Below are 26,382 nucleotides of genomic sequence, written 5' to 3' on the forward strand. Positions count from 1 at the left end.
CCACTCGAAAACCAAAGGAGCAGTCATGACCGCGCAATGGACCGGAATGGTCACCGTCGACGACACCGCCCTGGCCGTCACCGACACCGGCGGCACCGGCACCCCCGTGCTCTACCTCAACGGCCAGTTCGCCACCCAGGGCTACTGGGGCCGGGTCATCGCCGACCTGGGCCCGCAGTGGCGGCACATCACCTACGACGAGCGGGCCCGGGGCCGCAGGTCGAAGCGCTCCGCGGACTACTCGTTCGAGGCCGCCGTCCGTGACGTCGACGCCGTGCTCGCGGCGAGGAACGTCGACCGGGCGCTGGTCGTCGGCTGGTCCTACGGCGCGGTCATCGGGGCGCACTGGGCCGCCCGCAACCCGCAGCGCGCCATCGGTGCGGTCCTGGTCGACGGCGCGTTCCCGCACGACTGGCTCGACGACGCGATGGAGGTGCGAATCCGTAAGCTGTTCAAGCGGATCAGCTGGTTCACCGTGCCGCTGCGCGCGACGGGCCTGGCGCCGCGGATGAGCGCGGCGGAGCAGGCCGAGAGCAACATCGAGCTCGGCAAGCTGTCCCGCGAGCGGGAGCTGGGCCCGGTGCTGGACCAGATCAAGGTCCAGACCCGCTACGTGGTCGCGTCGGGCACGTCGTTCGGCAGCAAGGGCGACGAGCAGGAGCGGATCCGGGCCAGCCTCGACCAGGTGCTCGTGCGCAACCCGAACATCAAGATCAGTGCGAAGGTCGCGAGCAACCACGGCGCGATCCTCAAGAAGGACGCGGTGGCGATCGCCCTGGCGGTTCGCGAGGTCGCGGCGTGACCCACGACGTCCCCCTCACTCCAGCGGCAGCTGGGGGAGGGGGACGTGGTGCTGCCACCCCGAGGGGTGGTCAAGGCCTCTCGGCAGCTCGAGGCGGGAGGAGATTCCGCCGGCCCGGCTTGTCGGCAGTTGTCGCGGGTAGCGTCTCGAACGGTGCTCGGCTGCAACTCCGAGGAGGTATCGATGACCCGGACAATCGCGCCGTCATTCGAGGGCGTGCATCATGTCGCATTCACCGTCAGGGACCTCGACAAGAGCATCGAGTGGTACAGGAAGGTCTTTCAGGGTGATGTGGTGGAAGGGAAGCTGGCGCATTACGGGCGCGAGTGGAGCGGATACGCCGAACTCGTCGTCGAGCCCCGAACCGGACTGACGATCGGCCTGCACCACAACAATGCCAACCAGGGCGAGGAGATGGACGAGACCCGCACCGGACTGGACCACATCTCGCTGAAGGTCGACGGTCGTCAGGGCCTGCAGGCCTGGGCGGACTGGCTCGACAGCCTTGGTATCGCGCACTCCGGCATCCAGAGCATGAAGGAGCCGTTCACCTTCTCCACGGTCGTGTTCCGGGACATCGACAACAACCAGCTCGAGGTCATAGCCGTCGACGTCTGACAATCGATGAGGAGACTGACGTGACCAGGGTGCTTATCACGGGATGCGGCACTGGTTTCGGACACGAGGTGGCCATGCGTCTGGCGGAGAAGGGCTTCGATGTCATCGCCGCCGTGGAGATCTGGGCCCAGGTGCAGACCCTGAAGCAGCAGGCAGCTCAACGCGACGTGCGGCTGCAGGTGGAGAAGCTCGACGTCACTGACGAAGGCGACCGCCGGAAGGCGTTGACGTGGGACGTCGAGGTGCTGGTGAACAACGCCGGCGTCGGCGAGGGCGGCTCGACGCTCGACATCCCGGCAGCGAACATCCGCCGGGAATTCGAGGTCAACGTCACCGGACCGCTGCTGCTGACCCAGGGCATCGCCAAGCAGATGGTCAAGCGCGGCAAGGGACGTATCGTGTGGGTCTCCTCGCGAGAGGGGCTCAACGTCAATCCCTTCACGGGTATCTACGCGGCGTCCAAGCACGCGATCGAGGCCATCGCCGAGACAATGGCGATGGAGCTGCAGGAGTTCGGTGTCGAGGTCGCCACCGTCAATCCCGGACCGTTCCTGACCGGCTTCAACGATCGAATGTTCCAGACCTGGCAGAGCTGGGAGGATGACCCGTCCGAGCGGCTCTTCGACTACGCGAAACTCGCCTTTCCGCGCGCCCAGTTCGACCCCGAGCCGGTCTACGCCACGATGACCGCCGTCGCCGCCGGCGAGGTGGACACGTATCGCAACCTGGAACCCAAGCAGATGATCGACGAGACCAAGCGCCTGCAGCAGGCGCCGTGGGACAGGAAGACGACGGACGGTTTGGGCACCCGGTCCAGGCAGCTTCAGGCCTCCTACGACATGGAGCCCGAAACCCCGATCGCTGTGTAGTCGTCGGCATCCTCCGCTGGGGAGAGCAGATCATGCAGATGCGAGCCGCTCGGATGTACGGGTACCGGCAGCCGCTCCGGGTCGAAGAGGTTCCGGTGCCCGAGATCAGCCCGGACGGGATCCTGGTGAAGGTCGCCGCGGCGGGCATGTGCCGAAGCGACTACCAGCTCGTTGACGGCTACTTCAGGGACCCGTTCCCGGTACCGTTTCCGTACATCCCCGGGCACGAGATCGCCGGTCGCGTGGCGGGGCTGGGCAGCGCGGTGCCGGCTGCGGCCCGCCTTTCCGAAGGCGACCCGGTCGTGGTCTACCCGAGCTGGGGTGACGGCACCTGCCGGCAGTGCCGCGAGGGCAACGAGCAGTTGTGCAGCGGCGACGGACGATGGGTGGGCTTCGGCCCGCCCGGGGGATTCGCCGAGTACGTCGCCGTGCCCTACCGCTCCGCGATCCCGGTGGCCGGGGCCGGTGCGGACACCCCGGAGACGCTCGCGCCGCTGACCGACGCGGGCGTGACCCCCTACCGCGGGTTGAAGAAGCTCCGCGACGCCGGCAAGCTCGGGCCGGGCCGCACGGTCGGCATCACCGGCATCGGTGGCCTGGGCGCCTATGCGGTGCAGTACGCCAGGCTGTTCGCGGGCGGCTCCACGGTGATCGCGCTCGGCCGAACGGACAGCAAGCTGGCCGTCGCGGTGGAGAACGGCGCACACCACGGGATCAACACCAGGGACCGGTCCGTCGCGGCCATCCAGGACGAGCTCGCCGAACGCACCGGCCGGCGCACCGTCGACGCCATCCTGGACTGCGCGGGCGCCACGGCATCGGTCTCACTGGGGTTCGACCTGCTGGGCGCCGAAGGCGCGCTGGTGTCCGTCGGGCTGATGAGCGACCGCGTCGAGCACCGTCTGTTCCCCTTCGTCGGAACAGAGCTGTCCTACCACGGATCGTTCTGGTCCAACTACAACGACCTCGTCGAGGTGCTGGCACTCGCCGAGGCCGGGAAGATCAGGCATAACATCACCAAGGTGAGCCTCGAGGACATCAACGAAAACCTGGAGTCCCTCGGCCGCGGCGGCGTCGTCGGCCGCCAGGTCATCGTGTTCGACTGAGTTCCCGGAAACTCGTTCCCAACCAACTGGCGGCCCGCACCACTCAGAGTGGGTGAAGGAGGCCGGGGTTGCGGGATGAACGGGAGTACGTCCAGTACGCGCAGACACGTCTGCCGGCGCTGCGCCGGTTGGCGTACCGGCTGTGCGGCGACTGGTCGGGCGCGGACGACCTGGTGCAGGAGTGTCTCGTCGCGCTCTACCGGCACTGGCGCAGGGCGTCGGCGGCCGACGAGCTCGACGCCTACGTGCGCACCATGCTCGTGCACACGTACCTGTCCGAACGGCAACGCTCCTGGAGCCGCCGGGTCAGCCCCTTCGCGGAGGTGACCCCGCCACCCGCCCCACCGGTTGCTTTCGAGCACCGCGTCGACCTGCTCGCCGCCCTGGCCAGGCTGACCCGCGGCCAGCGGGCGGTGCTGGTGCTGCGCTACTGGGAGGACCTGGACGTGGCACAGACCGCCGCGGCCCTCGGCTGCTCGCCCGGCACCGTCAAGAGCCAGACCTCCGACGCGATCGCGGCCCTGCGCCGCCTGCTGCCCAACTACGTGCCGGGAGGGTCGGACCTGCCATGAAAGAGCTGTTCGCAAGCCTGCCCGACGAGCAGGCACCCCCACCGCCACCCGGCTACCTCGACACCGTCCTCACCGTGGCCCGCCGCTCCGCCCGCCGCCGCCGCGCGGTGACCCTCGCGACCTGGGCGGCCGTGCTCCTGGCCCTTGTCGCCGTCGCTGTTCCGCTGGTACGGCCACCGTCACAGCCGGCCACACCCAGCACCCGGGCCACCCTGCCGTCCCGCTTCGCCGGGTACTCCGTCCTCACCGCCGACGCCTCCCGATCCCCGGCCGGGCGGGCGATCGCCCTGTACGGCTACGGCAACGGCGAGCTGTTCAACATGCACCAGCCGCTCGTCGCCGGCGCCGACGGGAACACGTACCGCCGCATCGCCGCGATGCAGGACCGTGAGCTGCCCGCCGCGTTGCTGTCCCCGGACGGCACCCGCGTCCTGTTCGGCGACGAACGTGGTGCCGTCACCGACCTGCAGCTGCTGGACCTGACCAGCGGCCGGCAACGGCCCGTCCCCGTCGGCCAGGCGGTCGGGGTGCGGCTCCTCGCGTGGTCGCCGGACGGCCGGTACGTGGCGTACAGCGCGGCACCCGTGTCCGCGAACACCGACAACGCCGGCAACTTCGTCGACCACGAGGTGGCCCGCACCGGCACGCTGCGGATCCTCGACTTCACCACCGGCAGCAGCACACCGGTGCCCACCGCGACCCCCGCATGGACGGCGGCGTTCGCCTCCGACAGCCGCCGCCTCGCGGTCCAGGTCGGCAAGCAACTGCACCTGCTCGACGCGTCCGGCGCATCGTCGGGGGTAGTCGAGCTTCCCGCCGACCGGCAGCTCGTGGGCAACGTCGGGTGGTCGCTGGACGGTGGCGCCTTCGCCACCATGCCAATGCCCGTCGGCGGCCAGGCCGACGGCAACACCGGCCACGACACGTACCTCACCGAGCGGCAGACCCTGACCTTCGTGCCGGCGCCTGGTGTGGGCCGCCCCCTGCCGCCCTCGTTCGACGCCGTGCAACTGTTGGGCTGGAGCTCCCCGGAGCAGGTCCTGGTGCTGGACGCCGACGCGGTGGGGCACCTGACGATCGCCCTGGCCGACCTCCGCGCCGGCACCCGCCGCGTGCTGTCCCGGTTCGACACCGGCTCGTCGTGCGAGTTCGGCACCCAGTCGTGCCAGGTTTTCGACCTGCAACTGGCGACGGCCCTGCTGCCCGGGGTGACGGCGCGCGACGCCGGCTGGGCACACCGCGGCCCGTGGCCCGCATGGTTCATGCTCACGGTCGGCGTCCCCACCATCGGGGTCGCCGTGCTGGTGTGGTGGCTCATCCGCCGCCGGTCCCGACGGTTGCCCACCGGCACGCCGCCTACCGGCAACTGAACCGAGGCGTACGCAATGTCGCCGCAGACCCGTTGACCAGCGTCTGGCGGGTGGTCGCCAGGTCGGCGAGTTCGGACTCGATGGCGGCCACCTCGCTGGCGACTGGGTGTCCAGCACCACCGCGGACGGATCCTCACGGCGACCGGCCTTCTCGCGCGCCTGACAGCGCAGCAGATCATGGATCGCCTGGTCGGTGCCGTCATCACGCCACACCGCGAAGTAGTAGTACGTCGCGGAGTTCGGCGGCAGGTCATGCGGCAGATACGCCCACTGACAACCCGTCCGGTTCTGATAGAAGATCGAGTTCACGATCTCCCGCAACTCGCAACGCCCTGATGCCCCGACACTGACGGATGCCGAGCCTTCCACGCGTCCGCATCGACCTGACCGGGAACCGGCCCTGAGCCACCACACGCCGGGGTCGATGTGGTTGCGCCGTCCGGGGGGTTGCGCCGGCCCGGGGTGCTCGGCACGCTTGATCGGGAGTGCCGCGACCCTGCGGTGCCGAGTGTGGTGAGTCGAGAGGGTGCGCGATGCAACCCGGTGAGCCGCGGCGCAGGTCCGCACAGCTGGTCAGGATCGGCGACGTCGAGTTCTACGCCGAGCTGACCGAGGGGGGTGGCCCGCGCACCGTCGGGGTCCACGACGCGTTCTCCTTCGACGGTGTCCGGCGCACGATCGAGGCGGTGGCCGGCGAGCTCGCCCAGGCGTGGGACGTGGTCAAGCCGGCCGAGGCGACCGTCGAGTTCGGACTGTCGTTGACCGCCCGGGCCGGCAAGCTGACCGGCCTGGTCGTCGAGGGCGGCGCGGACGCGAGCCTGAAAGTGACGCTGGTCTGGAAAAACTCCGAGCGGCATGACGGGGCTTAGCTGGCTGGCCAACGAGACCACGGTCGAATCCTGGCAACTGCGGCGGCACACCGTCCGGATCAACCACCCGCACGGGCGGCTGCTGGGCAGCGGGTTCTTCGTGGCGCCCGGGTGGGTGATGACCGCCGCGCACGTGGTGTACGACCTCGTGGAGGGCGGTGAGCTGCCGGTCGTGTCGGTGACCCCGAGCGACGAGGACGTCGGCACCGACGGCGTCGAGGGTGAGGTCGTGGTGCGGTCCGCGCCGGGCAACGGCACCGGGGTGTGGCCGTTCCCGGACGTCGCGCTGGTGCGGCTGCGCCCGACGCAGGAGTGGGTCGGCCGGCACCCGTGCGTGTGGCTGGACGACCGGCACCCGGTGAAGACCTGCCACGCGTACGGGTATCCGGTCCGCGTGCCGGGCGTGACGCCGTCGGGTGGCCCGGCGACGTTCGACTTCGAGGGCGAGACCAGCGACCGGTACCTGCAGCTGAAGGCGGGCCAGGCGGCCCCCGGGCTGTCCGGCGCGCCGCTGGTGTGCCCGGTGCAGCGGGGGGTCGTGGGGGTCGTGGTCAGCTCCCGGGACGTGGACACCGACCTGGGCGGCCTCGCCACGCCGGTCGGCGCGCTGCTCGGCGAGCTGACGGGAGTGCCGCAGGACCTCGCCGAGAAGCTCCGGGAGGTCCGTGGGCTGGGGGTCGCGGCCGTGCTGGCCGACCGCGCGTCATGGCACCGGGTGCTGCAGATGCCGGCCGCGGAGACGTCCCTCGCCCCGCCCCTGGCAAGGTTCCAGCGCAAGCCCAGGTCGCTGCCGGCGGAGATGCTGCTGGCCGACGCGGGGGTGGTCCCGTACCTGTTCCGCGGCCATGAGCTGGAGGAGGCGCAGCGCTGGTGCGAGCAGGCCAGCGCCATGGAGGTCTGGCGGTTCACCGGACCGGGCGGCGCGGGCAAGACCCGGTTCGCGATCGAGCTGTGCAAGATCATGAAGGGTCGGGGCTGGCTGGCCGGGTTCTGGGACGGACCGGCGGCCGCCGCCGACACCGGCTTCGACGTGGCCGACGTGCCGCTGCCCCGGCTGATCGTGCTGGACTACGTGGAGGCGTTCGCCGCGGGTGACCTGCGGGTGCTGCTCGGCCGGCTGCAGATCCGCGCGTCGGAGCTGGCCCCGGTGCGGGTGCTGCTGCTGAGCCGCACCACGGCCGGCGACACCGACGTGCTGCGCGAGATCGGCAAGGCCGCCGGGGTGCAGCTGCGCAACGTGCTCAACGACGCCCCGGATCCGCTCGACGTGGGCGGCATCCCGGTCGGGCAGCGGCGGCGGCTCTACGAGGCGGCCGTGATGGCGTTCCGGGCCGCCTGGTTCCCCGACCCGCCGCAGCTGGCGATCCCCAGGATCGATCTGACCGCCGACCGGTACGCGGTGCCCCTGGAGGTGCTCCTCGAGGCGTTCGACCACGCGCTGTCCGGCAGACCCGCCGGCGGGGCGCCGGACACCGACCGGATGCCGGTCGAACGGGCACTGGACCACGAGGAGCGCTACTGGAGCCTGGCCGCCCCGCCGGAGCTGACGGACCAGGAACGGCGCACCGCCGTCGCCCTCGCCACCCTCGCCGGGGCGGACCGGGACAGCCGGGGCGAGGCGCTCCTCGAGGTGCTGCCGGTGTTCGCCGAGCCCGGCGCGGCGGGGCTGCGCCGGCGGACCGTGCAGTGGCTGCGCGGGCTGTACGACGGCTCCGCGCGGATCAACCCGCTGCGCCCCGACCGGCTGGGCGAGGTCCTGGTCGCCACCACTCTCGCGGAGCAGGACGACGGCGGCCCTGCGCTGCTGCGCTCGGTCCTCGCGCTGCCCGACGACGCCCAGGTGTCGCGGAGCCTGGACCTGCTGGCCCGGCTCGCCGCCACGGACGCGGTGAGCGCCGGGCGGATCGCCGAGGCGCTGTTCAGCTGCCACACCGACCTTGTGGAACGGGCCGAGCACGAGGCGCGCGGCGTCGCCGGGCGGCCCGGCCGGCTGGACATCGCGATCGGCCTGCAGCGGCTGCTGGCCAGTGTCCTCGCCAAGCGCCTGGAGGTCCTCGCCCGGCAGTCGCCGCGCCGCGTGGCGGCGCTGTTCGACCTGACCATGTCCTACAACCGGATCGGCGACCTGGCCCGCAAGTCCGGCCGCTTCGTGATCGCCCGGTTCGCCGGGTCGGACTCCGAGCGGCTGGCGGCGGCCGCGGAGCACCTTGCCGCCCTGGTGGGCCGCGACGTGCACGACGTCATCGTGACCGAGTTCGTGGACCGGCAGCAGTACGCCGCCTGCCCCGGGGTGTTCCTGGTGGACGCGGCCCTGACCGGCGCGGCGGCGGCGCAGTTGCGGGCCGTGCTGCCGCTGCTGCCGAACTGGTTCGTGCGGGTGCGCGTCGGGACGCCCGCGCCGCCGGTCCCCGATGAGCTGTGGCGGCGGTTCCAGGTCTTCGGGGACACCGGCGGGTCCTCCCGGCCCCGGATCGCCGCGCCGCCCGACGCGGCCGCCGGCCGCGAGCTGATCGCGATGGCGGTGCAGCGGCACGAGGCGGCGCGACGGCAGCACCAGCGGGTCCGGCCGTTCGCGCCCCGCATCCGGATCCTTGACACCGATGAGTGAGCTGGTGGCGAGGCAGCGGTCTCAACGACCGCGACGCCGCGTCCCCGCCGGTGCCAGCCGCTGGGTTCGCGCAGGACGGCCGCATCGACGAGCACCTGCCGGACGGCCTGTTCGAGCGGATCGGCTCGGGGCGCACCGACGCCGACGCGGTCGCATTCCTCGCCGACACGCAGGTGTCACTGACCCGGGCGCTGGTCGTCGCCGTCGCCGGTGGCGGGTCCGCGACCGCCGCCGCGGCCCTCGCCGGCTCCGGCGCGCTGACCCCCGCGGGGGAGCAGTTCGTGGCGCACCTGACGCAGACCGTCGACAGCTGGCCCCGATGAATCCGAAGCCCGGGTTTGTCGATACGTCGATCGGTGGACTTCGCCGTCGACTGGATGGTTCGGCACCGTTGATCCTTTCCGGCGCTGGCTTCTGGCCATCACCCAACGTATGGTGATGTCCACGCAACGCGCGGGTGACAGCAAGGGCGTGATGTGGATGGCCAGGCCATGAAGTGATGACGGTCGATTCCCAGACGCAGTTGCAGGCGGACGGTGTGTATTTCTTCCTGAGTCACGGGCACGATGCCGGCGACTCCGCACTGGACCGGGACTACTGGGTGTCGGCCGTGTTCCACGACCTCGTCCGCGAGATCGACAAGCGGCCCCGGGCGCAGCTCGGCTGGCGGATCGGCGAGGTGCGCTCCTGCAGCACCGCGCAGCGCGAGGACGCCGTGCGCCGCGCCCTGGAGCGGGCCCGGGTCTTCGTGGCGCTGTACTCCAAGGGCTACCTGAGCGACGAGCAGGCCCTGGCCGAGCGCGACGCGTTCACCGCCGCCGCGAAGGAGGCTGCCGAGCCGCGCATCCTGCCGGTGGTGTGGGAGCCGGCCCGCGACGGCGGCGCCGCCGAGCTGGCCCAGGCCGCGTCGATGGCACCCACGATCGCGCAGTACGTCGAATCCGGGCTCCTCGCGCTGAGCCGGCGCAAGCAGACCGAGGAGGTCTACCGCCAGGTGCTCGCGTTCCTCGGCGAGTGGATCGTCGCCGTCGCCGACGGGCGTCCGCCGCCGGCCGTGGTGGTCCGGCCGCCCGACGCGGCCGCCGGCCGCGAGCTGATCGCGGCGGCGGTGCAGCGGCACGAGGCGGCGCGACGGCAGCACCAGCGGGTCCGGCCGTTCGCGCCCCGCATCCGGATCCTTGACGCCGATGAATGCGACGCTGACGAATGAGGAATCGCTGAGATGGCGGAAAGCCGCAACGGTCAGGTGGTCACCTTCTACTCGTTCAAGGGTGGCACCGGCCGGACCATGGCTCTGGCCAACGTCGCCTGGATCCTCGCCGCGCATGGGCACCGGGTGCTCGTGGTCGACTGGGACCTGGAGTCACCGGGGCTGCACCGGTTCTTCCGGCCGTTCATCTCCGACAGCATGCTGGCCGGCACCGGCGGGGTCATCGACCTGATCCGCCGGTATGAGCAGGCCGCCCGGGAGGCCGCGGTCGACGACCCCGACGCGCCGCACGAGCTCGACCACGCCGCCTACGCGCGGATCAGCCAGGAGGCGTTCACGATCAGGTGGGAGTTCGACAACGGCGGCATGCTCGACTTCCTGTCCGCCGGGCGGCACAACCACCACTACAGCCGGTCGATCTCCGGTCTCAACTGGGACGACTTCTACGAGGAGCTCGACGGCGGCTCGTTCTTCGACGCGCTGCGCGAGGACATGAAAGCCAACTACGACTACACGCTCATCGACAGCCGCACCGGGCTCAGCGACGTCGCGGACATCTGCACCGTGCACCTGCCCGACATGCTGATCACCTGCTTCACCCTCAGCGAGCAGGGCATCGAGGGCGCGGCCAACGTCGCGCAGTCCATCAGCCGCAAGTCCAGGCCCCGTCGCATCCGGGTCCTGCCGGTGCCGATGCGCATCGACCCGGCCGAGCAGAAGAAGGCCGAGACCGGCAAGCTCATGGCGAAGCAACGGTTCGCCGGCCTGCCGGACGTGCTCAGCGAGGCCGACCGCGACACGTACTGGACGACGGTCGAGGTGCCGTACCGGGCCTTCTACGCCTACGAGGAGACCCTGGCCACGTTCGAGGACGAGCGCCAGCAGCCCGGGACGATGCTGGCCGCCTACGAGACGATGACCAGATACATCACCGGCGGGTCGGTGACGCACCTGCCGCCGATGAACCAGGCGGACCGGGCGCGGGTGCGGGCCCGGTTCGTGCGGACGGTGGCGCTCGTGGACACCGAGGTGACGCTGCGGTACGACCGCAACGGCGCCGTCTGGGCCGAGTGGATCGGCTGGATCCTGCGCGAGTCGGGCATCCGGGTGAACGACCCCGGCGCCGGCCGGTCACCGCAGGGCGCCGCGGACGCCGCCCGGCACCTGTTCATCAGCGCCACCGCCGGCGCCGGCGACCCCGGCCGGCCGGACGCCTACGGCCCGCTCGGCCGGGCGCCGCTCATCGTGTACGTCGCGGGCAACCAGCCGCCCGCCGGGTCCGGTGACGCCGCCAACACCACCCGCGTCGGCGGCTTCGACCCCCTCGTCGCCGCGGACCGGATCCTGCGGCTCGTCGGCGTCGCGCCGCCGACCCCCGACCTGCTCATCGGCGCGCCCCGGTTCCCGGCCCAGCCGCCGGACGTGGTGCAGGCACCGACCCGCAACTGGCGCTTCACCGGCCGGGAGGCCGAGCTGGACACGCTGCGCGAGCGGCTGCGCGGCGACAGCGAGTCGACGGTTCTGGTCGGCCTGCACGGCTTCGGCGGGATCGGCAAGACCCAGCTGGCGATCGAGTACGCGAACCGGTACCGCAACGCGTACGACGCCGTCTGGTGGATCGACGCGGACGCCACCACCGTCGAGGTCGACGAGCAGCTGCAGCAACTCGGCCTGCGGATGGGCATCCCACTGCCCGGCGGCACCACCGAGGCCGCGCAGGCGGTGAAACAGGCGCTGACCAGGGGTGAGCCGTACCCCCGCTGGCTCTTGTTCTTCGACAACGCCGAGGACCCGGCCAAGATCGAGGGGCTGCTGCCGGCCGGCCGCGGGCACGTCGTCGTCATCTCCCAGACGACGGTCTGGGGCGACCGAGCCATGCTGGTGCCCGTCGAGGTGTTCAGCCAGCAGGAGAGCGTCGTGCACCTGCGCTCCCGCCTGCCGGGCCTCCGCGACGCGGACGCCGCGCGCATCGCGGAGCTGCTGGGCAACCTGCCGATCGCCATCGCCGCCGCCGCCGCCTGGCTCGACGAGACCGGTTCACCGGTCGCGGAGTACCTGCAGGCGATCGAGAAGGGCAACCTCGGGCTGCTCGGCTCCGAGAGCGATCTCGACCGGATCGCGGCCGCCTGGAAGCTGTCGCTGGACCAGCTGCAACGCCAACAACCGGCCGCGTACCGAATGATGGAGCTGTGCTCCGTGATGGCGCCGGAGATCTCTCTCGACCTGATCTACAGCCGCGAGATGGCCGCGAAGCTGCTCGGCGATGACCCGACGGTCACGTCCAGCACCATGCTGCTCATGCTGAACCGCCTGGTGCAGCAGATCAAACGGTTCGCCCTGGTCCGGGTGGACAACCAGGGCGAGTTCGGCGCGCCGGGCGCCGACCGGGTCCGCGGCGGGCACGTCGAGATCCACCGCCTGCTGCAGTACGTGGTGCGCTCCCGCATGTCCGAGGAGACCCTGTCCAAGACCCGGCACGAGGTGCACCTGCTGCTGATCGCCGACGTCCAGGTGTCGATGGAGGTCGACGACCCGGCGCACTGGCCGCGGTACCGGATGCTCTGGCCGCACATCGAGGTCTCCGGCGCGGAGGGCTGCGTCAGCACCCCGGTCCGCCAGCTGCTGATCGACCGGGTCCGCTACTTCTTCCTGCGCGGCAACCCGGCCCGCGGCCTGGAGATCGCCGAGCAGATCGAGCGGGTGTGGACCTGGGCCCTCGACGAGGCCGCCACGACCGACGGCGACGACCAGGCGCTGCGGGCGCTGCAGTTGCAGCTGCTGCAGCTGCGGTTCAACAAGGCGAACATCCTGCGCGACATGGGCGCCTTCAAGGAGGCCCTCGAACTGGACCGGCAGGTGCTGGACGACCAGCGCGCGCTGCTGGGCGACGACCACCTCAACACCCTGATGACCGCCGGCAGCTTGGCCGCCGACCTGCGCAGCCTCGGCCGCTACGCCGACGCCCTCGAGCAGGACAAGCGGACTTACGACGCGTGGCGCGCCGGCTTCGACGACGACCACCCGCGGACCCTGAACGCGCTGAGCAACCTCGCCGTCTCGCACCGGCTGATGGGCAACCTGAGCGAGGCGCTGCGCCTGGACGGGCAGGTGTATCAGGCCCGCAAGGAACTGCTGCCGGAGAACCACCCCAGCACGCTGCTGTCCGGCACCTCGCTCGGCCGGGACCTGCGGGAGGCCGGCGAGTTCGAACAGTCGATCAACCTGCTCACCGAGATCCGCGACGCGTACGCCGTGGTCATGGGCGCCAACTCCCGCTTCGTGGTCAACGCCCGGGCCAACCTGGCGATCTCGCTGCGCAGCGCGGGCCGCCCGGAGGAGGCCGGCCGGCTGCTGGACCAGGCATGGAACGACCTGAAGGCCGAGCTCGGCCCGGACCACCCGGAGACCCTCGCCTGCCGGCTGAGCCGCTCGGTGACCCGCCTGGAGATGGAGCTGGACGACGCGGGGTCCGAGATCAGGGCGGTCCGTGAGGCGTATGAGAAGCGGCTCGGCTCCCGCCACCCGCACACGCTGGTCTGCGTGAACAACCTGGCCGCGGCGAGCCGCGCCCAGGGACACCTGCGGGCCGCCCGGGAGCTGGCCCGTGCGGCGATGGAGGGGATGCGGGAGGTCCTCGGCCCGAAGCACCCCTACTCACTGGCCGCGCAGATCAACCTAGCCGTGGTCGAGGCCGACGACAGCAACTTCGAGACGGCGCGGACCCTGATGGCGGACGCCGCGAAGGACCTCGCCGACGTGCTCGGCCGGGACCACCCGCACACCCTTCGGTGCGAGGCGAACCTGGCCCTGATCGACCTGCGGGTGCACGGCCACGCTTACCAGGAGCGGGTGAACGCTGCGATCGACGCGTTCGCCGGCCGGGTCGGCCAGGGCCACCCGGCGGTGAAGGCGCTGCGCCGCGGCCGCCTCCTGCGCCGCGTCATCGACCCGCACCCGTTCTGAACGGCGCCGGTGCTACGACCAGTTGGCGAGCCAGTCGAGCCTGGCCGGCAGGATCGCCACCGCGCCGAAGTGCGCCGCACCCGGCTCGACCCGCAACCGGACAACACCACCTTTGCGCATGCCCTTGTCTCGCCGGAGCGCAGGCGCCCCCGGCGACCTCATCGCCGACCTGCCCGTCAACGCCTGCATCCATCCCGCCGGCCGACCCATCGACACCTCCAACCTCAAGGTGTTGCGACCATCGGTTGAATCCACCTGCGCAGCCGCCCATCGGCGGGACCGTCGGATGCTGCCGATGCGCCGGTCGACTCCGCGATCCCGGCGTGACGCCGCGCCTGACGGAGGCAGCGTGTCACCGGACGTTCGGCATGGACGGCAACGCGTGCTGATCCGGTGGTGCGTGGACGGGACCACGCGGACTGTCGCCGGCCACCACCGCGGCCAGCACCGCGAGGATCGCGCCGCCGGCCAGCACCGCCAGTAACGGCGGCAGCGCGCCGGACGGTGGCCGCCAGGCGCCTGCGAACGGGTCGAGGTGCGCGCCCGGGCCGGACTGGAAACGCGTCATCACGAACGCCAGCAGGTACACGTGCAGGACTGCGGCCACGCCGGTCAGGACGGTGCAGTAGGAGCGTAGCCGGTGCCGCGAGGCAAGGCGGCGCTCGAATTGCGGCGCGCAGGCGGCGCACAGCACCACGCCGGCGGCTGCCGGCATCGCGTACCGGCCTTGCGCGAACCAGCCGATGATCGGCAGATAGTGCAGTTCCAGGGCCAGGAGCAGACCGAGGCAGGCGGTGCCGAGTGAGGCGGCGACGAGGATGAGCCGGCGGCCGCCGTGGATCAGGCTCGGCACCACCACGGCGCCCAGCAGCAGGCACCACGCCGCGATGACCACCAGCGGCGGCTTGGTCTCGCCGTAGTCGAACTGGCCGACGACCTGTTTGAGATAGAACGGGATGCGCCGGGTGACCAGGACCTGCGCGAGCTCCGACGGGGCGAGGTGCTGGGCGTCGCGGGCGACCGGAGCGACGCCGGCCACGCCGGAGTACGCCATCCAGCCGAGCGAACCGGCCAGGCCGAGCGACCACGAGCCGGCAACGATCCAGCGCGTCTCGCGGCGCTGCCACAGCTTGGCGATGCGGCCGGGGCGGGCCAGCGCCAGGCACGCCGCCACGATGAGCATCAGCAGCGCGGGCCCGAGTTGGCGGACGGTGAGCAGCACCAGCGAGCCGACCCCGACCAGCACCAGCAGGCGGCGCACGGCGCGGTCGCCGAGCCGTGCGTCGGGCGCGCGCAGCAGGGCGAGCAGCGCGCAGCAGACGGCGACGCCCGCGGCGATCTCAAGGCCGTTCGGGTTGACCGAGCCGGCCAGGTTCGCCGCCATCGGCGTCGCGGTGAGCACGACACCGAGCGCGAGCACCCGGCTGCCGAGCCGCAGCGCGGCGCCGGCCGCGCCGGCCAGGAGCGCGGCCGCGGCCAGCGCCGAGATGAGCCGCGCGAGCAGGATGCCGGTCCGGTCGGGCGCGAGCACCAGCGGCGCGCCGACGAGCAGGTAGTAGACCGGGCTGTACCTGGCCGCCCCGCTCGGGGTCAGGACGAGGGCCCGGTCGGTGGTCCAGTGTTGGCAGTCGGCCGAGCGCGCCGGGCGGGGCGCCCAGGCGCAGTCGACGTTGCTGTTGCTGGGCATCAGGCTCGCCGGCACCAGGAACGCGGGCTTGCGGTCGTCGCGCCGGTCGACGACCGTGCGGTGGGTGATGAGCTGTCCGGTGGTCACGGCGTACGCACGGGCGATGTGGTCCTTCTCGTCGTACGTGCCGTTGACCGGCAGCGCGACCGCCCACCCCGCAGCGATCAGGAAGAACGCCGGCAGGTAGAGCCACCACCGCGGCGCGGGCCCCGCGACGCTACTGCGCCGCATGGAGGGCGGGAAGTACCGGCATGGGATCCCCGTGAGTGACGTTCGTTGACGGATACGTGTTGCGAGCGGCCCGTTCGTACCCGGGCACAGACGGGATACACCGGCCGTGCGGACCCGGGCACCGGTTTCGTTGGGGGTGGAAATCAGGGTTGATGTCGCAAGACGCCGCGGCCGCCGGTCCACCTGATCCGTAGGTTTCTCCTGTCCGACGTACCTCGCGAACAGGAGCCGGCCCGGTGACCTCTCCGGATGAACCGCACCGATCCGGTGATTCGGTCGACGACCGGCCCGCCCCCGCGCGCGGCCGGGCGACCGTGACGACCGACCGGCCCGCCCCCGCGCGCGGCCGGGCAGCCGTGACGACCGACCGGGATCAGCGCGCACGGCCCAAGGATCCGTCGTGGGCGCGGTGGAGCATCGTGCTCGGCACGATCCTGGCAGTGCTGGCCGGCGCGGTGCTCGTGGCGAAGGAGGCCCTGTTCTCGTACGCGATGCGCGGCGTCGTCGAGCAGAACCTGCTCGGCGACACCGGCAACCAGGCCCAGCAGCCCGGCCACGCGTCAGTCACAGGGGCGAAGAACATCCTGCTCATCGGTGTCGACGCCCGCCCCGGCCAGGACCCTCACGAACCCGTACGCTCCGACTCGATCATCATCCTGCACATCCCGGCGACGTATGACGCCGCGTACCTGGTCTCGATCCCTCGGGACACCTGGGTCGAGATCCCGCCGTACGACAACGGGGCCAGGCAGTACCTGGGCGGCGACGACAAGGTCAACGCCGCGTACGCGTTCGGTGGCAACGGCCTCACCGGGCCGGCTGCCCGCAGCCATGCCGTCGAGCTGCTCGCCCTGACGATCAAGAAGCTGTGCGGGGTGACGTTCGACGGCGCGGCGATCGTCGACTTCACCGGCTTCCAACAGGTCGTCAACGTGCTCGGCGGGGTCGACATGTACGTGGATCAGGAGACCACGTCCGTGAGCATCGGTCGCAACAGCAAGGGCGGGACCGAGGTCCCCTTCCGGCAGTACACCAGAGACGACGGCGGCCAGGGCCTGGACCCGGTTCCGGGCGTGACCCCGGTGGCCTACCACGTCGGCTACCAGCACCTCGCACCGTGGCAGGCCCTCGACTACGTCCGGCAACGCGAGACCCTGCCCAACGGCGACTACGACCGGCAACGCCACCAGCAGCAGTTCATCAAGGCCGTCTTCAAGGGGATGCTCAGCAAGGACGTGCTCACCAACCCGATGCGGTTCAACAAGGTCCTCGAGGTCGCCGGCAAGGCGATCACCATCGACAGCGGCGGCATCGACCTGGCCGACTGGGCGTTCGCGATGCGCGGCGTGAGCGGCGACGACGTGGTCACCATCAAGTCGAACGAGGGCACGTTCAACCAGTCGCCCGGCAACGGCACCGCCGAAGACCTCGACCAGACCACCGTCAACCTGCTCGCCGCCGTACGCACCGACCAGGTCAGGAGCTTCCTCGCCGCGCATCCCCAACTGGTCGCCGGTGGCTGACCGGCCGGCCTGGTGAAGGTCGGCGGGACAGCCGGATCGTCCCTGGGACGCGCGGGCCGGGGAGCGGCCGTGGCGACGCTGGCATCGCGGGCGGCTGGATTCGTCAGGATCCTGGTGCTGGCGGCCGTGCTCGGACTCGGTAGCCGGTTACTGGACAGCTACAACCTGGCGAACGCGCTGCCGAACGTGGTGTACGACCTGGTGGTCGGGGGTGCGATGGCGAGCGTCATCGTGCCGATGCTGACCCGGGCGGCGCTGACGGAGCCCGACGGTGGCGTGGTCTACGCCCAGCGGCTGTTGTCGATGATCGGCTTCGGCCTGGGGGCGGTCACCCTGGTCGCCACGGTGCTGGCCCCTGTTCTGGTGGACCTGTTCACGCCCGGCTTCACCGCGGACCAACGGCATCTGACGGTCGTGTTCACCCGGTTCTTCCTGCCGCAGATCCTGTTCTACGGCATGAGCGCCGCGGCGGGCGCCGTGCTGAACATCCGGGGCCGGTTCGCCGCACCGATGTGGGCGCCGCTGGCCAACAGCCTGGTCGTCACCGCGGTCGGGTTGTTGTACTTCGTGGTCGGCGGCGCGACCAGCATGCCGGCGTTGACCACGCCCCATCTGCTGCTGCTGAGCCTGGGCACCAGCGCCGGAGTCTTCGCCCAGATGGCCATGGTGATGTGGGCGCTGGCCCGCAGCGGTTTTCCGTTGCGGCCCCGGCTCGATCCCCGGGGCATCGGGATGCGCCGGATCGGCCGGCTCGGCGGCTGGATGCTGTTCTCCGTCGCCGCGGCCCAGGTGCTGTTCACGGTCGCCACGAGATCGGCGTCGATCGGCGGGCCGGGTGGGATCAGCGCGTACCAGAACGCGTACGCGTTGTTCCAGATGCCGTTCGCGGTGATCACCCTGTCGGTGATGACCGTGATGCTGCCCCGGTTGAGCCGCAACGCGGCTCGCCTGGATCACCGCCGGATCACCGACGACCTGTCGCTGGGCATCCGGTTGGCCGTCGTTGCCCTCGCCCCGGTCGCGGCGGTCATGGTGGCGCTCGGACCGCAGCTCGCCGCGCTCCTGTTCGCCCACGGGCGCAGCGACGCGTCGACCGTGGGCCTGCTCGGGACGGTCATGGCGGTGTTCGGGCTGGCCCTGGTGCCGTTCAGTGGGTACGCGATCCTGCTGCGCGGGTTCTACGCCATGCAGGACACCAGGACGCCGGCGCTGATCGCCAGTGGGGTCAGCGCCGTCGGCGTGGCCGGCTGCCTGGCCGCCGGTGCGTTCCTGCCCCGCGCGGACATCGTCGTGGGCATCCCGATCGCCTACGGGGCGGCGTACACCACCGGCCTCATCACCGCGGGTCTGGTCCTGCGCCACCGGCTGGGCCGCATCGACGGTCGCAGGCTGGTGAGCACGCACGCCCGGGTGCTGCTCGCGGCCACGGCCGCCGCCGGTGTCGCCACCGCGGTCGCGCACCTCCTGGCTCCGCTGACCGGGCCGCTCGTCGTCGTCGCCGCGGCCGGCGTGCCCGGCGGGATCGCGTACGTCGTCGCCGCGCGGCTCCTGCGCCTCACCGAAATCGGCCGGCTGGTGGCCACCGCCACCGCGGGGATCCGGTGCGGAGACGGACCGGAACGGACCGGCACCGACCGGCCTGACCGGCCTGATCGGTTGAGCGCGGGTGCGCCTCACGCGCCGGGGAGCTGACCCGCGTGCTCGATCGGCTCGGACGGGCCGCCGGACCCGTTGACCGGATCAGCGGTGGTGCGGTTGGAGGGCACGAGCGGCGGGTCGCTGTGGTACCGGCGCTCGCCGCGAATCGTGGTCAGCACCGCGCGGCCGAGCAGCCGCAGGTCGAACATCACGTTCTGGTGCTGGATGTAGGCGAGGTCCTTCTCCAGCCGTTCCTGCGGTGGCATGTGGAACTTCTCGATCTGGGCGAGACACGCGATCCCCGGCCGGACCGTGTGCCGTTCGGCGTAGCCGGGCACGGTCCTCAGGTGGGAGAGCACCAGTATCGTCCGCAGCGGGCGCGGGCCGACCAGGCTCATCGTGCCGCCCAGGACGTTGATCAGCTCCGGGAGCTCGTCCAGGTGCCAGCGGCGCAACCGCTGGCCGACCCGTAGCGTGCGCGGATCTCCCGCGGGTGACGCCACGGGGCCGGTGAGCCTCTCCGCGCCGTACCGCATGCTGCGGAACTTGAACTGCCGGAACGTGGCACCACCCAGGCCGACGGAGTTCTTGGTGAAGAAGACCGGGCCCGGCTCCTCGAACCAGATGAGCAGCCCGATGATCGGCCACAGCGGCAGCGTGAGGGCGAGCCCGACGGACGCGCCGACGATGTCGAGCAGCCGCTTCCCCCGGGGCACCCGGCGGCGAGGGACCGTGCTCGGGGCGTGATAGGCGAGGACCATGCGCTGGACCCCCAACGAGGGCGGCGCGTTGTCCTCCACGATCCCGGCCGTGGCGGCGCTGAGCACGATCCCGCCCGCGAACGCCCCGGTCACGATCAGCAGAGCGGCTCGCGCCGGGACGTCGTAGCCCAGGCGCACCCAGAGCCACGGCGACAGGATCAGCCCCACCGAGACGAGGAAGGCGATCCGGCAGATCCAGGCCCGCGTTGCCCGGGAGATCAGTGACGTGAGGACGACGGCCGGCAGCAACGCCAGGACGATCGACAGGAGCAACACCCAATAGTTCACGGTCTCTTACCCTCAGCAGTACTACTCGTGACGGCAGGCGCTAGAGGTACGCCTTCTCCTGCTCGGCCCACATGGTGAAAAGCAACAGGATCCAGATCTCCCGGGCATGCTCGGCCGTGCCGCTCAGGTGCCGGTCGACGATCGCGTTCACCTCGTCGAACTGCAGGTAGCCCTGCCGCTCCAGGACATCCCGGCTCAGGTACTCGCGGAGCAACGGTCGGAACACACCGCGCAGCCACCTGGGGAGCGGGGCGTTGAAGCCCTTCTTGCGCATCGCGATGATCTCCGGCGGCAGCAGATCGGCCATCGTCCGGCGCAGCAGGAGCTTCGGCCGCAGACCGGGGGACTTCAGCCGGCCCGGCAGGGAGAAGGCGAACTCGATCATCGAGGTGGCGAGCAACGGGACCCGCACCTCAAGCGAATGCGCCATGCTCAGCCGGTCGACCTTGGTCAGCACGTCGTCGGGGAGGTACACCTGAGCATCCGTGTACTGGAACCGGGTCAGCCGGTCGAAGCCGGCGCCGGCCCGGTCGTGCGGCTCGTGCGTGTCGTAGGTGTCGGTCATCCCGGCGAACACGTCGGGCCGCAGGATCCGCGCCTTGTGCGCCTCGCGGAAGACCACCCGCCACAGGTAATGACTGCGACCCGGGTGCTCGACCGCGTTCTCGATGAACCGTCGCGCCTTGAAGTCGAAGCTCGCCCGGGCACTCGAGCGGGGCAGGAACCGCAGCAGCGAGGGAGCGATCCGCACCGTCAGCGCCCGGGGCAGGTGCCGGTAGTAGCGGGCGAGCTTGTCCGCCTGGTACGTCAGGTAGCCGGCGAAGAGCTCGTCCCCGCCGTCCCCGCTCAACGCCACCGTCACCTGCCGCCGGGCGAGTTCGCACAGGTAGTAGGTGGGCACCATGGACGGGTCGGCGAACGGCTCGTCGAAGCAGGGCAGCATGCCATCCGCCACATCCTGTGCGCGTGGTTCGACCAACAGCGCGGTGTGCTTGGTGCCGAACCGCCGCGCGACCAGGGCGGCCGCGCTGCGTTCGTCGTAGGACCGGTCCGCGAAGCCCACCGAGAACGTCTTCAGGACGGCGTCCGGCTCCGCCAGGCGGGCCGCGGCGACGACAGTGCTGGAATCCATGCCACCGCTGAGGAAGAAGCCGAGCGGTACGTCGGCGACCATCTGCTGGCGGACGCTGTCGACAACCAGGTCGCGCAGCATCTGACGGGCCGAGGCCGCCGTCAGGTCGCGGCGCGGCGCCACGTCGGCGAGGGCCCAGTAGCGCTCAACGGTGTACGCGCCGTCCTGCCACACCAGCGCCGTGCCCGGTTCCAGCTTGCGAATGTTGCGGTACATGGTTCGGGGCGCGGGCACGTACATCAGCGACAGGTATGCGCTGAACGCCTGCAGGTCCGGCGAGCGGTCGGAGACGGCGCACAGCACCGCCTTCATCTCCGAGCCGAAGACCAGACCGCCGTCGCGCTCCGCGTAGTAGAGCGGCTTCACCCCGACGCGGTCGCGACACACCACCAGACGACGCCTGGCCTCGTCGTACAACGCGATGGCGAACATGCCCTCCAGGTGCCGCACGAAGTCCGAGCCGTGCTCCTCGTACAGGTGCGGAATGACCTCGGCATCGCTGCCGGAAGCGAACCGGTGACCCCGAGCGGCGAGCTCGCGGCGTAGGCGCTGATAGTTGTAGATCTCTCCGTTGAGCACCGCGTGCACGGTCCCGTCCTCGGACCGCACCGGCTGCTGACCGTGCTCCACGTCGATGACGGCCAGGCGCCGCACGGCCAGGCCGACCGTGTCGCCGAGGTGGAAGCCCTCTTCGTCGGGGCCGCGGTGCGTCAGGGCGCGGCACATGACACGCAACCGGTCCGGGTCGACCGTGCCCGCGTCGGCGGTCACGATGCCGGTGATCCCGCACATCGAATTCTCCCTTTCGGTTGATCGGTGACAGCGGTGGCGGGCGCGATCAGACCGGCGGCGGGTCGGGCAGCCGGAACGCCGGTTCCGGTGCGGCCGGCGTCCACAGCCGCATCTTCTGCGCGGACAACCGGAGCAGGTAGCCGGGTCCGAGGAGCAGGTAGCGGCGCCAGAGCCGGCGCGGCTCGAACATCAACCGCCACAGCCAGGCCAGTCCGTACCGCTGCATCGGTCGCGGCGCGGGAGCGAGCCTGCCGGCGTGATAGTCGAACGCAGCCCCGACGGCCAGCAGGGGCATGGCCAGCAGCGGCCGCATCGCATGGACGAAGGTCTCCTGCCGCGGGCAGCCGAGGCCGACCAGGACCAGGCGGGCCCCCGAGCGGTTGATCCGATCGGCGATCTGCGCGGGCTCGCCGGGCCGGGCGGGACGGAACTTCGACGCTTCGGCGCCGGCGATCCGCAACTGCGGCAGCATCCCGGTCAGCGACGCCGCCAACTGCTCGACGGTTTGCGCCGTCGAGCCGTACAGATAGACCGGCAACGCCTCGGCGGCCGCCCGCCGCAGCACTCGCAGCGTCAGCTCCGGCCCGCTGACCCATTCCCGCAGGCCCGCCGCGTGCAGCAGGTTGAGCGCCCACCGTACCGGCTGGCCGTCCGCCGCCACCACGTCGAAGGCATTCAGCCGGGCGCCGAACACACGGTCCGAGACCCCGGTCATCACGCCGTGCACGGCCAGTGCGGTGAGGATGAACGGGCGCCTGTCGACGGCTGCCGCGACCACCTTCTCGACCGCCGCGTCGTAGTCGATGACGTCGACCATGACGCCCATCACGCTACGTTTGCCGGCATCGATCCCACGCGGCGCACGCCGCGATGCCGGACCGCCCGCCTCGCGGGAGCGGTCCAGCTCGAACCCGGTAGCCAAACGCGTTCCTTTCGTGTCGCCCACCCGCACGCCGCGCTGACCGTGCGGGTCGCACGCCGGCACATCTCCCGCGCCGGACCCGCTGCGGGCGTAGCCGAGCCGTACCCCTTCGGCGGCCGATCACGCCGCCCGATGGCACGATGCGGGGTGGCTTCGCGAGGTGAGGTAGCGCACGCCTCGGCACACGGCCGACGCCGTCGTGGGGGGCATGACGACCGTGCGGGGCGCTTTCAGCGCAGATCCGGCAGCTGGAGCGAGAAGCTGAGCATGAGGCGTTCGGGAGGCGCGGGTCGGGGTGCCGGCCGCCGCGTCCAGGAAGCCGGCGCGGACCACCGACCGTCCAAGGAGGGCGCGTCCGTCACTCGCGTGTGGGGTCCGAGTGGTCAAGCGGGTCGGCGGTGCGTAGCGATCGTGCGGCAGCGGCGGTCCTCGACGTACCGGTGGCCGCGGCCAGCCACTGCTGCAGGCCGGGTGCGGTGACCGGTGTGCCGGCCCGCAGGTGCTCGTCGCGGAGCAGTTCCACCAGCGAGTACAGGCCTCGGGTGGTCCGGTCCAGGGACGGCAACAGGGTGGTGAGGACCGCCCGGACCTGCGCGCCGCGCCCGGCGGTGGCCAGGTCGGCCAGCGACGCGCCCCACCGGTTCAGGGGTACCACCGCAGCCAGCGTCGTCATCGCGGACGCGAGCGCCTCGGGGCTCATCCGCTGGGGCAGCAGGTCCACGGCGGCGTCGACCGCGGCAACACGGTCGCTGACCCTGGCGCTCGCCAGGCCCGCGGCGACGGTGTACGGGCTCAGTGGCGGCAGCTCGACGACTGTCTGGCTGAGCAGGCGCAAGGCGTGGGCTCCGGCGCCGCCGTCGACGGTGCCGTCGAGGGACGCGAGCTGGTGCGGAAGTGCGATGGCCAGGAGTGGTTCGATGTTGCCGGGCCAGATCGAGGCCAGCCACGGGTGCCACGGCGCGCCGGGCTGCCGGTCCGACGAGGGGTTCACGGCGCCGAGCGTCACGGTCGGCAGTGCCGGGTCGGTGGGTGCCGGCGGTGCGGCCGGTCCGAGCGCGGTGACCCGGATCCGGCTGTACTGCCGTTCCGGGTCGAACGACACCCGCCACGTGGGTGCCCGTCCGGCGCCGGCTGCGTCGTAGCCGGGCCCGAGGCCGATCAGAGATGGATCGTCTCCCCGGGGTGCACGGGACCGGGCCGCCGCAATCCACAGTGGACGGTCGGCATGGGTGGGTGTCGCCGGTGGCGGTCCGCCGAGGGCGTACCGGAGGGCGGCACCCACGGCGCCGGGTACGGCGGCCGCGGCGGCCCGGATCGCCGGGTCCGCGCTTGCCGCGGCGGGTCCGAGCCGCAGCAGCGCGGCGACCGCGTCGAGCGGATCCGGCGGGGCGCCCGTGGACAGCCGCTGGACGAGCACGGCCGGCGCGATCCAGCCGCCGGCATGGGTCGGTTCCGCGCACGGGGCGTACCGGCGCCCGGCGCGCAATGCAGACTCCACGGCGGCGGCCCGCCCGGCGAGCAGCTGCAGCTGGGGTGCCAGCGGCGGCAGCCATCGCACCGGCGGCGTATGGGCCGCGGCGAGCACCACGCCGGCCACGACGTCGAGCAGGTGGTCCGATTCCCAGCTCGGGCCGTCGCGCAGCAGGCGTGCCGCCCGCCGGGCAAGGCTGGCGTACTCGACGGGATCGGGGCCGAGCCGGGCGGCCGCGCAGAGCGCGCGTTCGAGCAGTTCCGCGTCGGTCGGGTCGGCCAGCAGGACGGCGAACGCTTCGGCCAGCTCCGCCGGGTCGGTGATCGGCGCCACCGCATCGGGCACTGGCACCGGTGCGGTCCTGTCCGGCCGGGGGACCGGTGCCGCGACCACGGGTGGGGCGTCGTCGCCGAGCCAGCGGCGGGCCGCCGTCGCGACCGCGGGCGCCAGCGACGGCAACGCGGCCAGGACCGGGCCGGGCTCGCCGCGCACCCGCAACTGCTCGGCGGCGGCGGCCTGGACGTCGGCGTGCGGATGGCCGAGCGCGGCGGCGACGACCGCGGACGACTGCCCGGCACCGGCCCGCGCTGCGAGGGCGAGCGCCTTCATCGCGGTGGACTTCGCCGGTGCGAGGACCGCGGCGGCAAGCCCGGCGGCGAGGGCCGCGGCGTTGCCGTCGTGGTCGAGTCGGCCCGCCTTCTCCACCCCCGTGAGGGCGTCGACGGCGAGCGTGACGGTGGGCCCCACGGAACTGCGCAACAGGGCCGCGTAGCCGGCCTGGCGGGTGGCGCGTTCGTCGACGGACGGCGCCAGCGCGGCATGCAGGCGGGAGTACCAGCCGGCACGGTACTGCGGGAAGCCGAGCCCGAGCGCGGCGACCGTCGCGTCCAGCACCCGTGCGCGGTCGATCGTGGCGTCGGAAAGCAGGTCGAGGACCGCGTCGTGCCAGGACTGCACGGTCGCGCCACTGTACTTGTCAACGTTGGCGAGGCTCACCTGCCGGTTGCCCTCGACCTCGAAGATCCGCCAGAACGCCCGGGCCAGCAGGTCCGGATCGGCCCGAAGCAGGTCCGAGCGGCGTCCACCGGCGCTGAACCGCCCACCGAGCTGGTTGACCATCGCCAGCACATAGTCGTCGTCGGCGTCCAGCGTGACGAGGCCGTCGCGTTCGGCCCGGCGGATCTCGTTGAAGTCAGGGGCGCCGAAGTCCTCGGTCGCCATCGTGTGCAGCACGTGCCGGGCGAGCGCGGTCACGAACCGGCCGCCCCGGGATCGGGCGACCCGCAGCTGGTCATCGCCCGGTGGCCAGTACAGCCGGTCCGCCGGCGCGGCGGCGAAGACGATCAGATCCAGCCGCCGGCCCTCCGCCGGCGTGTACCGGTCCTTGCGGCCGTCGAGTTCGTCCCGCCAGCTGTAACGCTCCCAGGCGTGCAGCGCCGGCCGGTGCAGCGTCGCCCGCTCGTCGGCGGTGAACGCGCACACTCGGTCGAGCAGCACCCCGTCGTCGAGCGCCAGGAGTTCGGTCAACGTCACCACATTGGCAGGTTAGACGCGCCGTGGAGGCCCGGCGGTGCGGCCCCGTCCGCGGGAGTTCGGCGCAGCGGCCGACATCATGCCGCCGAGTTCCTGGACAGGGCGATGGGCTGGCCGTCCAGCGACCGGGTCTTTATCGGACTGGTCGAGGCCGGTCTCGTCGGCGCCGGGTTGCTTTGTCTTGCCGGACTCGCATAACGCGACACCCGACGTGACAGCGATCTGGGAGAGCGACGATGCCGTAGCCGGCGGCCTGGACGTCGCCCTCCAGGACCAGCCCGCCCGGCGCGGCGGGGTGAGCTGCACGCCCCCGTACGGAGCAGTTGAGCGCGGTGCCGGCAGGCTCGGACCGCACGGTGAGGGTGAGCGTGAGGCGCCGGCAGCCAGGGCTGCTGGCCACCCGGAGGATCGCCTTCC

Annotated in this window: 18 protein-coding genes and 1 pseudogene; 13 read left to right on the forward strand and 6 right to left on the reverse strand. The window is 71.8% G+C overall.

Translation table 11 applies throughout. From position 1 onward, the window contains the following. The first annotated feature begins 25 nt into the window (after positions 1–25). The 6 genes from Dsi01nite_RS16160 (at position 26) to Dsi01nite_RS16185 (ending at position 5,337) form a co-directional block, all read left to right on the forward strand. A complete protein-coding gene (locus tag Dsi01nite_RS16160; RefSeq protein WP_203846967.1) occupies positions 26–802 on the forward strand; it encodes an alpha/beta hydrolase in 777 nt (258 codons plus the stop codon). Positions 803–985: 183 nt separating this feature from the next. Beyond that, positions 986–1,420 carry a VOC family protein gene (locus tag Dsi01nite_RS16165; RefSeq protein WP_203846968.1) on the forward strand — a complete coding sequence of 145 codons (435 nt, stop codon included), beginning with the start codon at positions 986–988 and terminating at the stop codon, positions 1,418–1,420. A 20-nt stretch (positions 1,421–1,440) separates the two neighbouring features. Beyond that, the gene (locus Dsi01nite_RS16170; protein WP_239135924.1) at positions 1,441–2,289 is read left to right on the forward strand and encodes an SDR family oxidoreductase; all 849 of its coding nucleotides are present in this window, start codon (positions 1,441–1,443) and stop codon (positions 2,287–2,289) included. A 32-nt stretch (positions 2,290–2,321) separates the two neighbouring features. Further along, positions 2,322–3,395, forward strand: a complete 1,074-nt coding sequence (locus Dsi01nite_RS16175) for an NAD(P)-dependent alcohol dehydrogenase (RefSeq protein ID WP_203846969.1) — start codon at positions 2,322–2,324, stop codon at positions 3,393–3,395. Positions 3,396–3,463: 68 nt separating this feature from the next. Then, a complete protein-coding gene (locus Dsi01nite_RS16180; protein ID WP_203846970.1) occupies positions 3,464–3,967 on the forward strand; it encodes a SigE family RNA polymerase sigma factor in 504 nt (167 codons plus the stop codon). Beyond that, a complete protein-coding gene (locus tag Dsi01nite_RS16185; RefSeq protein WP_203846971.1) occupies positions 3,964–5,337 on the forward strand; it encodes a WD40 repeat domain-containing protein in 1,374 nt (457 codons plus the stop codon). Before Dsi01nite_RS16180 ends, Dsi01nite_RS16185 begins: the two co-directional genes overlap by 4 nt. A 99-nt stretch (positions 5,338–5,436) precedes the next feature. Here the strand turns inward: Dsi01nite_RS16185 and Dsi01nite_RS58710 are convergent. Continuing rightward, a pseudogene (locus Dsi01nite_RS58710) lies at positions 5,437–5,708 on the reverse strand (transposase); the annotation flags it as partial. 162 nt (positions 5,709–5,870) lie between these two features. On the opposite strand from Dsi01nite_RS58710, the gene Dsi01nite_RS16195 reads away from it, so the two are divergent. The 5 genes from Dsi01nite_RS16195 (at position 5,871) to fxsT (ending at position 13,987) form a co-directional block, all read left to right on the forward strand. Further along, positions 5,871–6,206 (forward strand): CU044_2847 family protein, encoded by a 336-nt coding sequence (locus tag Dsi01nite_RS16195; protein WP_203846972.1) that lies wholly within the window; start codon positions 5,871–5,873, stop codon positions 6,204–6,206. Next, positions 6,193–8,814 carry a trypsin-like serine protease gene (locus Dsi01nite_RS16200; protein WP_203846973.1) on the forward strand — a complete coding sequence of 874 codons (2,622 nt, stop codon included), beginning with the start codon at positions 6,193–6,195 and terminating at the stop codon, positions 8,812–8,814. Before Dsi01nite_RS16195 ends, Dsi01nite_RS16200 begins: the two co-directional genes overlap by 14 nt. After that, positions 8,811–9,137 carry a hypothetical protein gene (locus tag Dsi01nite_RS16205; protein WP_203846974.1) on the forward strand — a complete coding sequence of 109 codons (327 nt, stop codon included), beginning with the start codon at positions 8,811–8,813 and terminating at the stop codon, positions 9,135–9,137. The genes Dsi01nite_RS16200 and Dsi01nite_RS16205 overlap by 4 nt, the downstream gene beginning before the upstream one ends. 176 nt (positions 9,138–9,313) lie before the next feature. Then, positions 9,314–10,024 carry a TIR domain-containing protein gene (locus tag Dsi01nite_RS16210; protein WP_203846975.1) on the forward strand — a complete coding sequence of 237 codons (711 nt, stop codon included), beginning with the start codon at positions 9,314–9,316 and terminating at the stop codon, positions 10,022–10,024. A 12-nt stretch (positions 10,025–10,036) separates the two neighbouring features. Beyond that, the gene (fxsT, locus tag Dsi01nite_RS16215; protein ID WP_203846976.1) at positions 10,037–13,987 is read left to right on the forward strand and encodes an FxSxx-COOH system tetratricopeptide repeat protein; all 3,951 of its coding nucleotides are present in this window, start codon (positions 10,037–10,039) and stop codon (positions 13,985–13,987) included. A 352-nt stretch (positions 13,988–14,339) separates the two neighbouring features. On the opposite strand, the gene Dsi01nite_RS16220 is transcribed toward fxsT, so the two are convergent. Further along, positions 14,340–15,905, reverse strand: coding sequence for a DUF2142 domain-containing protein (locus Dsi01nite_RS16220; protein ID WP_203846977.1), 1,566 nt, complete (start codon positions 15,903–15,905; stop codon positions 14,340–14,342). Positions 15,906–16,141: 236 nt separating this feature from the next. On the opposite strand from Dsi01nite_RS16220, the gene Dsi01nite_RS16225 reads away from it, so the two are divergent. Together Dsi01nite_RS16225 and murJ are read left to right on the forward strand one after the other, a co-directional pair. Beyond that, entirely contained in the window at positions 16,142–17,428 is a 1,287-nt protein-coding gene (locus tag Dsi01nite_RS16225) for an LCP family protein (protein WP_203846978.1), read from the forward strand. Between the two features lie 69 nt (positions 17,429–17,497). Beyond that, positions 17,498–19,120 (forward strand): murein biosynthesis integral membrane protein MurJ, encoded by a 1,623-nt coding sequence (murJ, locus tag Dsi01nite_RS16230; RefSeq protein WP_239135925.1) that lies wholly within the window; start codon positions 17,498–17,500, stop codon positions 19,118–19,120. Here the strand turns inward: murJ and Dsi01nite_RS16235 are convergent. From Dsi01nite_RS16235 to Dsi01nite_RS16250, 4 genes are all read right to left on the reverse strand, one after another. Continuing rightward, positions 19,102–20,115: a sugar transferase gene (locus Dsi01nite_RS16235; protein WP_203846979.1), complete on the reverse strand. Its 1,014-nt coding sequence runs from the start codon at positions 20,113–20,115 to the stop codon at positions 19,102–19,104. The two genes, murJ and Dsi01nite_RS16235, sit on opposite strands and share 19 nt — an antisense overlap. A 40-nt stretch (positions 20,116–20,155) precedes the next feature. Continuing rightward, the gene (gene asnB, locus Dsi01nite_RS16240; protein WP_203846980.1) at positions 20,156–22,039 is read right to left on the reverse strand and encodes an asparagine synthase (glutamine-hydrolyzing); all 1,884 of its coding nucleotides are present in this window, start codon (positions 22,037–22,039) and stop codon (positions 20,156–20,158) included. Positions 22,040–22,085: 46 nt separating this feature from the next. After that, positions 22,086–22,865 carry a WecB/TagA/CpsF family glycosyltransferase gene (locus Dsi01nite_RS16245; protein WP_203846981.1) on the reverse strand — a complete coding sequence of 260 codons (780 nt, stop codon included), beginning with the start codon at positions 22,863–22,865 and terminating at the stop codon, positions 22,086–22,088. A gap of 454 nt (positions 22,866–23,319) precedes the next feature. Then, a complete protein-coding gene (locus tag Dsi01nite_RS16250; protein ID WP_203846982.1) occupies positions 23,320–25,968 on the reverse strand; it encodes a DUF6493 family protein in 2,649 nt (882 codons plus the stop codon). Positions 25,969–26,382 lie beyond the last annotated feature (414 nt).

It is taken from the genome of Dactylosporangium siamense, assembly GCF_016862795.1.
Taxonomy (GTDB): domain Bacteria; phylum Actinomycetota; class Actinomycetes; order Mycobacteriales; family Micromonosporaceae; genus Dactylosporangium; species Dactylosporangium siamense.